This is a genomic window from Flavobacterium sp. CF108, assembly GCF_900129795.1.
Classification (GTDB): Bacteria; Bacteroidota; Bacteroidia; order Flavobacteriales; family Flavobacteriaceae; genus Flavobacterium.
In genome coordinates, this window is the sequence record NZ_FQWW01000004.1 from 351,273 (window position 1) to 365,309 (window position 14,037).

12 protein-coding genes are annotated in these 14,037 nt (G+C 33.4%); all 12 read right to left on the reverse strand.

Annotation, left to right across the window (positions count from 1 at the left end):
• Positions 1-112 precede the first annotated feature (112 nt).
• The 12 genes from BUE10_RS13195 to BUE10_RS13250 all read right to left on the reverse strand — a co-directional run bounded on the left by BUE10_RS13195 (position 113) and on the right by BUE10_RS13250 (position 14,011).
• Positions 113-727, reverse strand: coding sequence for a hypothetical protein (locus BUE10_RS13195; protein WP_073485760.1), 615 nt, complete (start codon positions 725-727; stop codon positions 113-115).
• On the reverse strand, positions 717-1,148 hold the full coding sequence (locus BUE10_RS13200) for an RNA polymerase sigma factor (protein WP_369826699.1): 432 nt from the start codon (positions 1,146-1,148) through the stop codon (positions 717-719). The genes BUE10_RS13195 and BUE10_RS13200 overlap by 11 nt, the downstream gene beginning before the upstream one ends.
• A gap of 78 nt (positions 1,149-1,226) precedes the next feature.
• Positions 1,227-2,090, reverse strand: coding sequence for a TraB/GumN family protein (locus BUE10_RS13205; protein ID WP_073485764.1), 864 nt, complete (start codon positions 2,088-2,090; stop codon positions 1,227-1,229).
• Positions 2,091-2,299: 209 nt separating this feature from the next.
• Positions 2,300-3,436, reverse strand: a complete 1,137-nt coding sequence (locus BUE10_RS13210; protein ID WP_073485766.1) for an aminotransferase class I/II-fold pyridoxal phosphate-dependent enzyme — start codon at positions 3,434-3,436, stop codon at positions 2,300-2,302.
• Between the two features lie 78 nt (positions 3,437-3,514).
• A complete protein-coding gene (locus BUE10_RS13215; RefSeq protein ID WP_073485768.1) occupies positions 3,515-4,153 on the reverse strand; it encodes an NAD(P)-dependent oxidoreductase in 639 nt (212 codons plus the stop codon).
• Between the two features lie 208 nt (positions 4,154-4,361).
• Entirely contained in the window at positions 4,362-4,643 is a 282-nt protein-coding gene (locus tag BUE10_RS13220) for a F0F1 ATP synthase subunit delta/epsilon (RefSeq protein WP_073485770.1), read from the reverse strand.
• Between the two features lie 92 nt (positions 4,644-4,735).
• The gene (gene atpD, locus BUE10_RS13225) at positions 4,736-6,247 is read right to left on the reverse strand and encodes a F0F1 ATP synthase subunit beta (protein WP_026984148.1); all 1,512 of its coding nucleotides are present in this window, start codon (positions 6,245-6,247) and stop codon (positions 4,736-4,738) included.
• Positions 6,248-6,482: 235 nt separating this feature from the next.
• Positions 6,483-8,048: an SGNH/GDSL hydrolase family protein gene (locus tag BUE10_RS13230; protein WP_073485772.1), complete on the reverse strand. Its 1,566-nt coding sequence runs from the start codon at positions 8,046-8,048 to the stop codon at positions 6,483-6,485.
• Positions 8,049-8,135: 87 nt separating this feature from the next.
• A complete protein-coding gene (locus BUE10_RS13235) occupies positions 8,136-10,907 on the reverse strand; it encodes a TonB-dependent receptor (protein WP_073485774.1) in 2,772 nt (923 codons plus the stop codon).
• A gap of 314 nt (positions 10,908-11,221) precedes the next feature.
• Positions 11,222-12,142, reverse strand: a complete 921-nt coding sequence (locus BUE10_RS13240) for a hypothetical protein (RefSeq protein ID WP_073485776.1) — start codon at positions 12,140-12,142, stop codon at positions 11,222-11,224.
• A 5-nt stretch (positions 12,143-12,147) separates the two neighbouring features.
• Positions 12,148-12,912, reverse strand: coding sequence for a tail fiber protein (locus tag BUE10_RS13245; RefSeq protein ID WP_143056023.1), 765 nt, complete (start codon positions 12,910-12,912; stop codon positions 12,148-12,150).
• Between the two features lie 199 nt (positions 12,913-13,111).
• Entirely contained in the window at positions 13,112-14,011 is a 900-nt protein-coding gene (locus BUE10_RS13250) for a hypothetical protein (protein ID WP_073485780.1), read from the reverse strand.
• Positions 14,012-14,037: the final 26 nt, after the last annotated feature.

Here is a 14,037-nt window from a genome sequence, read left to right on the forward strand (position 1 = left end):
AAGTTATTTTATACTTTGCGCTATTTTGCGTTTTTCTTTGTGAATCTCTGTGCAATAATTTCCTCAAAAATACCAATAAAAATAAACCCATCATTACGATGGGTTCTGTTTATTATTCTTCTTTTAGCTCGTCAATTACTTTTCTTATTTCACTGGCGAATTTCCCATAAAATTTCTGAACCCACCATTCTAAAGAAATTCCCATAAAAAGTACTCCAAAAACAACAACCAAAAAGAATCCAACTAATTGTCCATTTGAAAATTCGGGATCAAAAAATCCCGGTATTTTTGAAAATGAGTAATAATAAAGTCCTAAAAGATATAAAACCAAAAATGGCGTTAAGGCAAAACCAAATGTTTTGTACAATTCCATATTCAGTCGTATGTCAAAATAAGTTTCATATAAACTGTCTTTTGTTGTTAAAGTGGTATTATTTAATCTTTTATAAAAGAAATAGAGCTTTATTAGATAATAAACACAAACGGCTACAAAAAGGCTAAAAAGTAAATAATAAAAAAAAGTCCATTTTGGTGGCAGATTACCAATCAAAGGAACTGTGCCTATGAAAACTATGGACAGGATTTGATAATAAAATTCTGTTTTCAGGTTTTTTTTAATTTTATCCAAAGGTGTATTTGCCGATTGTATTTTCTCTAAATTATGGGGAAGAACGATGTTTTTTGGTTTATCGTTATTCCATGCGTTTTGTATTTCATCAAAATCCATATCCTTGGTTTTTAATTATTTCTTTTAATTTTTCTTTTGCCCTGTTCAGTTTTACTCTAGCATTTCCTTCAGAGATTCCGAGATTTTCTCCAATTTCCTTATGAGAAAAACCTTCCAGCTGATAAAAAATAATCGCTTTGTCTATTTTTTCGAGTTTTTGAACTGCTTTATAAAAATGATCAATCTGACTTTCTTTTATATACAAATCATCTTCGTCTTCCTTAATATTTTCTGAAGCGATTTCATATTTATCGACTTTCCGCTTTTCTTTCTTCAAGAAAACAATTGCCGTATTTACAGCAACCCTATACATCCAGGTTGAAAACTGACTTTCGTTTCTAAAAGAATCATACGACTTCCAGAGCTGACAAATAATTTCCTGAAATAAATCCTGCTGATCATCGTGCGTATCCATGTACATTTTAGAAACTTTGTACAAAATTCCTTTATGACTCTCAATCCGATTTAAAAATTCTTGTTCCCTTTCTTTCAAAATCTATTAATTCAGGATCGGTTTTACTTTATAACCTGCTTTTCTTAATAAATTAATAACTCCAAATTCTCCTGATAAATGCCCTGATCCAACGGCAAAAAAGATACTTTGCTTTTTCATTAGTTCAGGCATATTTTTTACCCAATTTAAATTTCTTTCGTCAAGAATAATCTTCTTGGTCTTTTCGCTGGTATATTTTTTATCCGTTGTAAAATCATACATTAAATCAATATTTTCCGTTTTATAGGCAGAAACTAATTTAGCCGATTCTTCAGGAGTTGATTCTTCTAACATCGAAATCATTTCATCAGTTGAATACGCTTTATCAAACATCCCGAATTGTTCTTTTACAGTTTCAAGACCGCCAATTTCAATAATTCTTTTTTTAGCCTGCTCAATAAATTCCATTTCGTAAAATTTTAAATCGGCACAGCTAAAACTTTTCATCGAAATCAAACTCATTACAGTCAGCAAACTAAAGCTGTCAACTTGCTGCACGGTCATTCCTGTAGTTTTCTTGAGAATTGCATCTAATTTTGTCAGCTGTTCCGGGTTCAGTTTTTTGCTTAAAGGTTCTTTTCCCATTGCTAATTGCTGCATTTCTGACATTTCTTTTGGGTCAGAAAAATTGATTTCAAGTATTAATTTTTCTGAAGATTCAAAAGCTTTTTTCGTTTTTTCAGTTAGAAAATAATCTGATGAACAAATCATGTGAATCGTTCCGTATAAATAAGAAGGTTTAGAAAGCCCGTTTCCCGAAACTTCCCATAAAAGAGAATTTTCTAATTTAGGAGATTTGGTTTGAGCTTGTGATTTTATGCTAAAAACAACTAATATAAATGCTATAAATAAATGGAATACTTTTTTCATTTTGAAGATTGGTTAGGTTAATGACTAAAACTCATTTTGTAATTACAACTCGTAAGTATAGGAATAGTCAAAACGTTACAAAAAAATTAAAATTTATTTAGCCCACTGATAAAATGTAGGATTTCATTAACCAAATGTCACCCTGAGCGAAGTCGAAGGGCTCGCTAACTAAAATGGGCTTCGACTTCGCTCAGCCTGACAACTACATCTTAAAAAATAAAATCTCGCAAAAGTTCTAATACGGAACTAATTTCGTCTTCAGAATTATAACTATGAATGCAAAAACGCAAACGTTCCTGACCTTCAGGAACTGTTGGAGAAAGAATTGGTTTTACGTCAAAACCTTTGTCTTGTAATTGCTGGGCTAATTTCTTTACGCTTTCGTTTCCCTGAACAATGGCAGACTGAATTGCTGATTTGCTACGAACAAACATTGGTTTTAGACCCAACAAGTTTTTTTGCTGATTGAAGAAAACAATATTTTGACGTAGCTTTTCGATTGCTTCTTTTTCAATTTCCAGCTGTTGATATGCTGTTAAAATTGTAGCGACAGAATGTGGAGATAATCCTGTGGTATAAATAAAACTTCGGGCAAAGTTGATTAGATATTCTTTAAGTTCCGGGCTTCCAAGTACAACCGCGCCATGACAGCCTAAACCTTTTCCGAAAGTCATGATTCGGGCAAAAATTCTGTTGTGCAATTCCAAATATTGAAGAAGACCTTCCCCTTTATCTCCAAAAACACCCAAAGTATGAGCTTCATCAACTATTAAATAACAATTGTATTTTTCAGAAAGTTGTACTAATTCTTCTAAATTCGGACTGTCGCCATCCATAGAAAAAACAGTTTCGGTAACTATATAAATATTTATGTCTGGGAATTTCAGAATCAAACGTTCTAAATCTTCAAAATCATTATGGTTGAATTTATATGATTTTGCGTTTGACATTACAATTCCATCCCGAATGGAAGCATGACTTAACTCATCATACAAAATAACATCATTTCTTTGCGGTACAGCGCTAAAAAAACCCAAATTGGCATCGTAACCTGAATTAAAAATTAAAACGGCTTCTGCTTCATGAAATTGGGCAATAAAATTCTCTGCAATTTGATATAAAGAATGATTTCCTGAAATTAGTCTGGAACCTGTCGCTCCGTTTTGAAAAATTTCATTTTCGTGCAGATAAGCATGCGTATGTTTAAAAATTGATTCGGATTTTGAAAATCCAATATAATCGTTCGAAGAAAAATCAACCAGATTATTAAACACAGGAAGTTTCCGAAGCGAGTTATTCTGTTTTCGGTTTTCAAGTTTCTGATTAAGGTTTTCAGGTAATTTCATAAAAACAAAGTTATGAAATTGAAACTTGATATAAACAAACAGCGGGTTTTGATATTTCCCGCTGTTCTTTAGTGTATTCTAAATGGCACTTATAAAAGGTGATTGCCTGCTATAATCTGATTCGATCATTTCTTTAGACATAAATTTGGCAATATCAAACGCACTGATTTTGTCTCCCAAACAATCTTCGAGATTTACTGCTATATCAGAACTATTATCTGTGAATTCAATAAAAGGAACACGAACCTGCGTCCAATTTATGTTGCTTTCGACTAAAAGATTGTAGGCTTTTTGACGATCTTCCTGAATTACTGGAAAATTGGTTTTCATCCAATCTGTTGCCATAATAATTTTTGGACTTTTTTTATCGAATGGCGTATCGATATTAAGACCCGCAAGAAGAACATAACGTTCAATTCCATATTCATTCATTGCTTTTAAAACATTCTTGGTTACTGCACTTGCAACCAAAGGTTCGTCTTTTCTTTGACCAATTGTACTTACTACTGCCTGACAATCTTTAAACAATAATTTTATGGATTCTAAATCAAGCGCGTTACCCTGAATGATTTCAATTTTAGGATTTTGAATTTCGAAATTTTCAGGATTTCTTAATAAAAGTTTTAAATTAAATCCTTCTTTTAATAACTGATTTACAAGATATTTTCCAGTTCTTCCGCCGCCGCCCAGAACAGCGACTTTTGATATATTTTTCATAGTGTATTCTTTCTAAAATTTGACATAAATAATTTGCGCTTTATCAGGCCGATAAAACGAAAACATAAAAGCTTACTGAACTTTTATAATAGAATCAATATTTTATAAAGAGATTTTAATACTTCAAAAGTAAAAAATATTTTTGAAGCATTGCATAAAAAAAGCCACTCATATGTGAATGGCTTTTAAGGTTATTTCGAAATTGTTGTTAGTCTACTAAAACAATTATCTTGTTATCTTTCATTTCAATTGTTCCTGACGTAATATCTAATGTATAGGTTTGGTCATTAACTTTCGTAAATTTATTTGCTGCCTCTTTAGAAAAATCAAAGCTTGCTGCTGCAATTTTAATAGTTCCTTTTTCTAGAATAGAAACAATAGGAGCGTGATTATTTAAAATCTGAAAGCTTCCATCAACTCCCGGAAGTGTAACCGAAGTTACTTCTCCTGAAAATAATTTTGCTTCTGGTGATACTATTTCTAAAATCATAACTTTTTTTTAAATTCCAAATTATAAAATTCCAAATCCCAATTTTGGAATTTGGAATTTTTATTTTTTGATGTTTATCAAGCTATGCTTGATTATGCTTCTGCTAACATTTTTTCTCCAGCCTCAATAGCATCCTGAATAGAACCTTTTAAGTTGAAAGCTGCTTCTGGAAGATGATCTAATTCACCATCAATAATCATGTTGAAACCTTTGATAGTATCTTTAATGTCAACTAAAACTCCAGGAATACCTGTAAATTGTTCTGCTACGTGGAACGGCTGAGACAAGAAACGTTGTACACGACGAGCTCTTGATACAGAAAGTTTATCTTCTTCAGATAACTCTTCCATACCTAAGATCGCGATGATATCTTGAAGTTGTTTGTATTTTTGAAGAATTTCTTTAACTCTTTGTGCGCAGTCATAGTGCTCGTTTCCTAAAATTTGAGGAGTTAAAATTCTTGAAGTAGAATCTAACGGGTCAACCGCTGGATAAATACCTAACTCAGCAATTTTACGAGACAATACTGTTGTTGCATCTAAGTGGGCGAAAGTTGTAGCCGGCGCTGGGTCAGTTAAGTCATCCGCAGGAACGTAAACCGCTTGTACAGATGTAATAGATCCTTTGTTTGTAGATGTAATACGCTCTTGCATTGCTCCCATCTCTGTCGCTAGAGTTGGTTGGTATCCTACTGCAGAAGGCATACGTCCTAAAAGTGCCGATACCTCAGAACCTGCTTGTGTAAAACGGAAGATGTTATCAACGAAAAACAATACGTCTTTACCTTGATCTGTTCCAGCTCCATCACGAAAATATTCAGCGATAGATAATCCTGAAAGTGCTACACGAGCACGAGCTCCAGGTGGCTCATTCATTTGTCCGAAAACGAAAGTAGCTTTAGACTCTCTCATTCCCGGCATATCTACTTTAGATAAATCCCATCCTCCATTTTCCATAGAGTGCATGAAATCATCACCGTATTTAATAATTCCTGACTCTAACATCTCACGAAGTAAGTCATTTCCTTCACGTGTTCTTTCTCCTACTCCTGCGAATACTGAAAGTCCACCGTGACCTTTTGCGATATTGTTGATCAACTCCTGAATCAATACTGTTTTACCAACTCCAGCACCACCAAACAATCCGATTTTACCTCCTTTTGCGTAAGGCTCGATCAAATCGATTACTTTAATACCTGTGAATAAAACTTCAGATGAAGTTGATAAATCTTCAAATTTAGGAGCTTGTCTGTGAATAGACAAACCGTTTTCTCCTGTTTTTGGCAAGTTTCCTAAACCATCAATTGCATCTCCAATTACATTGAATAAACGTCCATATACGTCTGGACCGATTGGCATTTGGATTGGATTACCAGTTCCAACTACCTCATATCCTCTTGACAAACCGTCTGTAGAGTCCATAGAGATTGTACGAACAGTGTTTTCTCCAATGTGAGATTGTACTTCTAGAACTAATAAAGTTCCATCTTTTTTAGTGACTTCTAGTGAATCATAAATTTTTGGAAGTTCAACATCTTTACCGTTGAAAACTACGTCTACTACTGGTCCAATGATTTGAGCAACTTTTCCTATTACTTTTGACATTACTTATGTATTTATTAAATAGCTATTTAGGTTTATCGAAAATACCTCTTTTTTCAGAGCGCAAAGATAATTTTTTAAAATATAAAATCAATTTTTTTTTCATAAAAAATAGCATGATTTTGTTTGATTCATAAAAACAGACTTTTAAACTGTCGTTTATATCATTTTTTAACGAAATAAAAAAGCCACTTCATTTTATAAAACGAGTGGCTTTCTTAATTAAAAAAATGGTATGTTATAATGACGCCGGATATTGAATTGGGTATAAGGCCAAATCAACATGACGAAGTGTAGAACCGTATTTAGCATTTATTGCATCAATAAAAATATTAGCAATCAAACCATATCCTCTTCCGCTTGGGTGCACTCCATCTAAAGAGAAAGCTCCACCGGTTACATAAGTAGACGACATTGTATAATTTCCAAATCTATATCCTCCGCTTGCCAGTTGAGTCAATAAAGCTCTTGTATCTACAAAAGCCAAACCTTTTTCTTTAGCAACCGCGTCAATAGTTACATTATAAGCATCTGTTGCAGCTTTAATTTCTGCAATTTCAGTTGAAATTAAAACATGTTTATCCTGCAGAGGGTACGTTACTCCAAATTTATCTAATGGCGCAGGTGGTGCCATACCAAGTCCTGAATCTGAAGCTTTAGGAGCAGCTCCAATATCTGTTCTTGTTGGGAGTACTACTAAGTCTGTAGCTTTCGCTTGTCTTGCCTGTCCAAAAACAGCTCCATAAAAAGCTGCAGTCTGAGCTCCTAATGAAGGTGTAAATGCTGCAGTTAATTGAGCAGCCAGATTAGGAAGAGACTCATCTTTTATCAATACCGGATTTGCAGCAGTTTCTGATAATAAATTAATTCTATCACCTGCCTGAAAAACCGTTAACGCTTGTTTTAAAGGACCGTATAATTGTGCGTTTAATGCTTTAATTGTTGCTTTACCTACTGCTTCATTATTCCCTCCAAGAGATTTCGCTGTAAGCGGATTATAAGGAACTGTTGTAAAATATGGCAAAGCTGTAATATATGGAAGATTTGCCACTACTCCTTTTGCTCCATTTGCAGTTAGAGTTGTTACCAAGGTAGAATAGACATTAGCAAAAACAGTTGGATCTGTAATATCATTTCCTCCATAAGTAGCCGGGTTTAGATTCCCTTTTTGATCTTTTCCAATTCCGCCCGAAGTTGCATAACTCAAAACATCATTTCCTCCAATGAATAAAGAGAAAAATGTTGGTGCCTGTGTTGCCGCATCAGCCAGAACTGTTGTTGAAGGCGTACTTGCAAATCTTGCAAAATAAGGATTCGCTGCTCCTGTGGCTACTCCTGCAACATTTCCGTATCCAGCAGCAACTAAGTGAAAACTTTTTGCACCCGGAACCCCCATATTATTAAACGGACCTGTAAGGTGTGCTGTTATTTCGGTTGTTGGTTTTCCTGTTACATTTACCGGGCCTTGTCCGTTAAAATATAGTCGGGTTGCAGCCACGACATTACCTCCTAATAATAAACCACCAAGATTATCATTCATAAATGGAGTTGCAAAAGTTCCGCCGCCGGCAGCAGTAAACTGCTGTGCTAAGATATTAGTATAAGCTCCTTCCTGCCCTTTTTTGAAAAGAGCATTATCGCTGTAACCAGCCGCAAAAGAATCACCCAAGGCAACATATTTTGTAAAAACTGCCGAACCGGGAATTACCGGAACTTCTTCCGGAGTATTATTATCATCATCGCTATTACAAGCCGCCATAAAGGTTAAAGAAACCAATAATAGCCATTTTATATTTTTTTTCATGTTAGTACTTTTTAAATTATTACCTCTTCATTTTCATTGAACCGCTTCAAAGAAGCCGAATCAATTTCACACAAATAATTATATCATTTAAGGATTAATTGTCCACGAAGCAAACCATTGCTGACCTATCATTCCCGCTCCAATTACCTGAAGATAATCTGATCCGAAAAGATTTGTTGCACCAACTTTGATAACAGATTTTAGTTTTGGTATTGCATAGTTTATCTGAGCATCAAGAACAGTATTTTCTGGAATTATTCCATCTCCAAAAGAAGATTCCCATAAATATTCTGTATTCCATCTTACATTTACATTGAATCCTAAATTTTTGATCACTTTAGCATTTCCTAAAGAAGCTTTAATTCTGTGTTTTGGAGTATTAAATCCTGCAACGAAATCAGGGTCATCTTGCTGCTTAAAGTTAAATTGAGCATAGTTATAATTAACTCCTAATTCAAAATCTTTGTATACTTTTTTAGACAAACCAACTCCAAATCCTAAAGAAGAAATTTCTGCTGTTGTATTTGTGTAAACCTGATAAACTCTTCTGTCTCCAAACGCCAAGGCTTGGTAACTTAGCGGTGTTCCTACCGTTCCATAATAAGGAGAAATAACTCTTGCCGTATTCATGAAATCATTATAAATATTGTAATATCCGTTAATATCAATTGATAAATCGTTTTGAACTACTGTACGGTAACCAGCTTCAAAAGCTTGGACTTGTTCCGGTTTTACCAATCCTATATTAGCCACCTGAAGATCGGCCACATTTCCTGACGCTCCAAATGCCTGAACAGATGCTACAGTATAAGCATTATGATATGCGTTTTGGCCAGACATTCCAATTGTTGCAGGCTGCCCCGCGATTGTTTGTCCTGCCGCACTTACATTTACAGTTTCCTGAAAACGATCTAAATTTTCTGCTGCTGAACCAATCAATGCAAATGGCCCTAGATCTAAACCAATATATTGATCCTGTGTTGTTGGGTTACGGAAACCTGTTTGATAAGACAATCTAAAGTTATGTCTTTTTGATGCTCCTGCAGAATATACAAATGAAACTCTAGGCGAAACATTTCCGTCAAAGTTTTGACTTTTATCATAACGTAATGATCCTGTAAATTTCAATCTATCATCCAGGAATTTTTTCTGTAATTGCGCATATGCACCATATTCTCTGTAATCAATTGGTCCGTCGTAATCTGTAAAGATTGTTCCTTCAGAGTTCATTATGTATTGTCTCCAAGAACCTCCTACCTGAACTTCTGCCCATTTGATAATATCTCTAAAATTATAATTCACATCTGAATGATATAATTTTGAATGATCGATAAATTTTGCCCCTTGTGTTAAATCAGGGTTTGAAACTACAGTAGCTAAAGCACTATTGAATTTTGCAGAACCTGGCTCAAATCTAGGAGAACCTGTTGGAGCTGGAATAAATGATATAGGAGCCGGAAGCACATTATAATCAGCAAAAGTTCTTGCTATTGCAGCAGATTGATTTGCATCTGTTCCCATTACTGCACCAGCAAGTTGGTAAGCTGTTGCGTAATTTGTAAACCATTCCGTATCTGATTTTGCAGCTCTGTTAACATTCCATGCCGCAAATCTCATATCATAAGAGTCTCCAGCATCTTCACTTGTAAAATATATTCTACCAAAAAAGTTTTTCCCTTTTACCTCAAATTTACCTTGCTGCATTAAGAAATCTTTTAAAGCATATCTGTTTGCACCTTGATAAATCGTACTTCCTGTACCTATTTTATATTGTAATATAAATTCTGTATCGTCTGCCCAAGGTCTAATATGAGCGCTAAAATCCGCTTTCATACTTTTAACTTTATTATCAGTCAAATCTTGTTCGCGATATCCAGTTCTACTTACCTGACCAACATTTGGAATAAAAGTAGTAACCTCGTCACCATAGATATTTAATCCATCATAATTTTGATTCACTGCATGGCTGTCACCTCCTGGTGTCATACTTCTTTTATCTCCGGCAATCCATTCCGTCGCAGTCATATAAGTAAAATTAGCTTTCATAGCAAAATGCTTAGTAAATGCTTTTGCTGCTCTAATTCCAAAATCATTATAATCATTTGTTCCTGCAATATCCTGGCTAGTTTTTCCATATTTATAATAAACACTAATTCCTTCATTTGTAAAAGGGCTTTTACTGTTCATAAACATAATTCCGTTGAACGCGTTTGCCCCATAAAGAGCAGAAGATGCTCCAGGCAAAAGCTCAACGCTTGCCACATCAATATCAGAAACACCAATTAAGTTTCCTAACACAAAGTTTAATGCTGGCGAAGAGTTATCCATTCCGTCTACCAATTGCATAAATCTGGTATTGGCAACCGTAGCAAAACCACGGGTATTGATAGATTTAAAAGAAATACTGCTCGTATTGAAATGCACTTCTTTTAAATTTTCTAATCCGTCATAAAAACTAGGAGCTGTTGTATTCTTAATTTCCTGAATACCCATTCTTTCGATAGTAACTGGCGACTCAATAACTCTCTCCGGAGTTCTGGAAGCAGAAACCACTATCTCGTCTAGTTTAGTTTCTTCATCTTTTAAAACCACATTTACTTTTTGGTTTGCAGATGTAACGCTGATTGTTTGGGCTTCAAATCCTACCGCCGATACTTTGATCGAAAAAGGGAATTTTGAGCTTGTGGTTAATTTGAATGTTCCATCAAAATCAGTGGATACACCTCCGCTGCCTCCAAGCACAACAACATTGGCACCGGGAATAGATTGTTTGTTACTGTCAGTAACAGAACCTGTAATTGTATTCTGCGCGAAGGATATTCCGCTGAAAAACAACATAATTAGCAAGTAGACTCTCATTAGGGTTAGTTTTTGGTTAGTTCTTATTAGTTTTAATAGCCAAAATACAAATATTTTTAATATTAATAAAAAAACGTTAAAAAAAATTCATATTCAGCACAAAATTTTAAACTATTTTAACTATTTCATAATAGCATTTATTAGATAAAAATCAATTATGAAACCAAGAAAAACCTTAATACTATGCATACATATAAAATTTGAAAGAAAAATTGCGGATTTACTAAAAATACAGGGTCCAGAAAAAAAAATTGATAAATAAAAAAAGCGAGACCTAAATCTCGCTTTTTTAACATTGTTTGTATTTCCTTAATCTAATTGGAATTTGATTCTACTTTATCTAATCGGTTTTGCAAATTAGTAATTTGTTTGTTTTGCTCAATAACATACAATGTAAGTTCTTCAATTTTTTGAAGTAATTTAGCGTTCATTTCTGCCAGCATAAAACCGTTCTTTTCTATTTCCTGGGCTGAGGGAATTTCTGGCAAATGATTATTTTGCTCAATATACTCTTTAACTTCCTTCAAGGATTTTAATTTGTAATCTTTTGCAAAGACATAATCTGGCCAATTCCAGCTACTCCCTGATTTCACTACAACTTCTTCACAACCAATAGTACCTTTTACAGCGAGCTTATTTCCATTTGAATTGCTTGTACCAATAGAAACATCACCAGTATTTCTGTCAAAACTCATAAATTGCAACCCTTGAACGGTTCCATTTCTTCTAAAAATATCTAAATTCCCATTTATCGGATTGTCATAAAATGCCCAGCCATAGTTAGCACTAGTAGGAATTACTGAATTCAAAACGGCCAAAAAAGGCGTAGAACTACTAGCTCCATGATTCAAAAACAGAGGAGTACTTTCTCCAATAGCAACGTCTCCGGTATTTCTATTAAAACTCATAAATTGTATTCCTTGAGAAGTTCCGTTTCTTCTAAAAATATCCAAATTACCATTTGTAGAATTATCATAAAATGCCCAGCCATATTTGGCATCCGTTGGAATTACTGAATTCAAAACAGCTAAAAAGGGTGTGGAGCTACTGGCTCCGCGATTGAGAAACAAAGGACTAGATCCTCCTAATGTTAACATAGAGTTTGGATTTGAAGTTCCAATTCCTATATTATTATTTCCCGATGATCCTTGAACTATACCACTTGGTGTGTAAATTTGTGCTTTTACAAACGATATAGAAACTAATAACATTACAATCGTTAATTTACTTTTCATATATTTTATTTACAATTATCTTTCTTTATTATTTCTAAAGAATTCTGCAGGTTTTTAATTTGTTTATTTTGTTCAATAACATACAACGTTAATTCTTCAATTTTTTGAAGCAATTTAGCATTCATTGCACCCAGACTAATTCCGTCTTTTAAAACTTCTTCTTCATTTGGAATATTTTCTAAATGACCTTTTTCTTTTATATGTGTCTCAACTTCTTCAAGGGTTGGCAGGTTATATTCTTTTTTAAAAACGAAATCTGCCCAGCCTGTTGCCTGCACTTTTACTTCTCTTGCTCCAATAGAACCTTCAACCGCCAGTTTATGAGTTCCAGTTGTACTTGTTCCTATTCCTAAACTTCCAGAAATATAACTATTAGAGGTTCCCGTAATTTTTAAAATACCTGAAGATTCAACATCACTTTTAGAGTCTAATAAATTTCGCCATTCAGCCCATGTATTTTGATTGTAAAAGGCACTGCGATACATTATTTTACCTCCTTCCCACGTACTCTGAAAATAAAGTTGAGATACTAAATGTCCAACCTTTCCATACATTTCTAGTAAAGTTCCGTAAGTTGAGGGAGCATTAACTCCCCCATAATTGTCCCACATCCTTAACGACATTTGTGTTACTCCAACTCTTGGTAATGCATTAAAATCTTTTTGTTCCGTTCCCCACCTTAAACTGTTAGAACCTAAATTTCCGTCAAAAGTCTGACTGTAAACTAATGCATTAAAAAACATTACTGCAAAAAACATTACTTTTCTCATATTTTTATTTTATTTATTTTTTTAAGTTAAATCTTGTTAATATAAATTTTAAGGCAAAATTTTAACCAATTTAATATCATGAAGTAATTTATTTAAAATCACATCAAATATCTAACCACTATACTTCCACAAAACTAAATCGAACTTTAATCACCATACCAAATGAAAGAATTCGTACGAAAGGAGTTTACTTAATTTTTTATTTTTTTAATTGCATTATTTTATCCAACAAAGGAGTCAATCCACTTTCCGTGATAGTATCATTATTCCAAAAACTCATACAGCAGCTCACATAATTATCCCGAACTTTACATGCAACGTAATAAATAGTCAACTCCTTTCCTCCCGACATAGATACAAGCAGTGATTTTGTACCTGTGAAACCATATTTTATCTTTTTTGCATTTGTTTCAGTTCCTTCAAAAATTACCGGGACTTCTTGTTCAGAAATAACTTTTCCACCTTTTTTAATTCTTGTTGTTTCTAATTGATTTGTAATAACATCTTTTGCGTTTTGGTAGGTTTTATGAATAGACCAATTCATTTCGCCATAATAAGGACATTGTACAGTATTTACATTTGTCCAATAACAATTGTTCCCTAACTTTATTTTTCTACCTGCAAAATCTATACTGTCAATAGTTACTGATTCATAAACATCCTTAGGAATTTCGTTATTTAAAATTCTATTTATATATCTTCTTTCAAATTCTTGATCAGCATTATTATAATAACCAAATGAAAATATAGTTATCGTTTTATATTTATCTTCAATAAAATAGTAAGAAGTTGTTTCCTTAATATCTTCTGTAATTTTATTTGATCTGGTTATAAAGAAGTTATTATAACTCAACAATTCATCTTTAGTTTTTACATCGCTGTCTTTTATAGAATATTTTCGATATAATTTTTTTAATGATTTTTCATTAAATTCATAATTAAATGTCTGCGTAGAAAAATTGACCCCATCTACATTAAAAAACAAAATGTTTTGATTATTTATTCCTTTTAATCTTTTTGCAAAATCATCATCTTCCTGACCAAACATTAAAGCAGAAATCAAAAACATCATTAATATTCTTGTAAGTTTATTTTTCATTATTTCGAGATTTTAAAAGTATAAAC

Bases quoted from the DNA above. Each gene is read 5' to 3' on its own strand.
- BUE10_RS13195 (WP_073485760.1), bottom strand. From the start codon at position 727: ATGGATTTTGATGAAATACAAAACGCATGGAATAACGATAAACCAAAA.
- BUE10_RS13200 (WP_369826699.1), bottom strand. From the start codon at position 1,148: ATGTACATGGATACGCACGATGATCAGCAGGATTTATTTCAGGAAATT.
- BUE10_RS13205 (WP_073485764.1), bottom strand. From the start codon at position 2,090: ATGAAAAAAGTATTCCATTTATTTATAGCATTTATATTAGTTGTTTTT.
- BUE10_RS13210 (WP_073485766.1), bottom strand. From the start codon at position 3,436: ATGAAATTACCTGAAAACCTTAATCAGAAACTTGAAAACCGAAAACAG.
- BUE10_RS13215 (WP_073485768.1), bottom strand. From the start codon at position 4,153: ATGAAAAATATATCAAAAGTCGCTGTTCTGGGCGGCGGCGGAAGAACT.
- BUE10_RS13220 (WP_073485770.1), bottom strand. From the start codon at position 4,643: ATGATTTTAGAAATAGTATCACCAGAAGCAAAATTATTTTCAGGAGAA.
- atpD (WP_026984148.1), bottom strand. From the start codon at position 6,247: ATGTCAAAAGTAATAGGAAAAGTTGCTCAAATCATTGGACCAGTAGTA.
- BUE10_RS13230 (WP_073485772.1), bottom strand. From the start codon at position 8,048: ATGAAAAAAAATATAAAATGGCTATTATTGGTTTCTTTAACCTTTATG.
- BUE10_RS13235 (WP_073485774.1), bottom strand. From the start codon at position 10,907: ATGAGAGTCTACTTGCTAATTATGTTGTTTTTCAGCGGAATATCCTTC.
- BUE10_RS13240 (WP_073485776.1), bottom strand. From the start codon at position 12,142: ATGAAAAGTAAATTAACGATTGTAATGTTATTAGTTTCTATATCGTTT.
- BUE10_RS13245 (WP_143056023.1), bottom strand. From the start codon at position 12,912: ATGAGAAAAGTAATGTTTTTTGCAGTAATGTTTTTTAATGCATTAGTT.
- BUE10_RS13250 (WP_073485780.1), bottom strand. From the start codon at position 14,011: ATGAAAAATAAACTTACAAGAATATTAATGATGTTTTTGATTTCTGCT.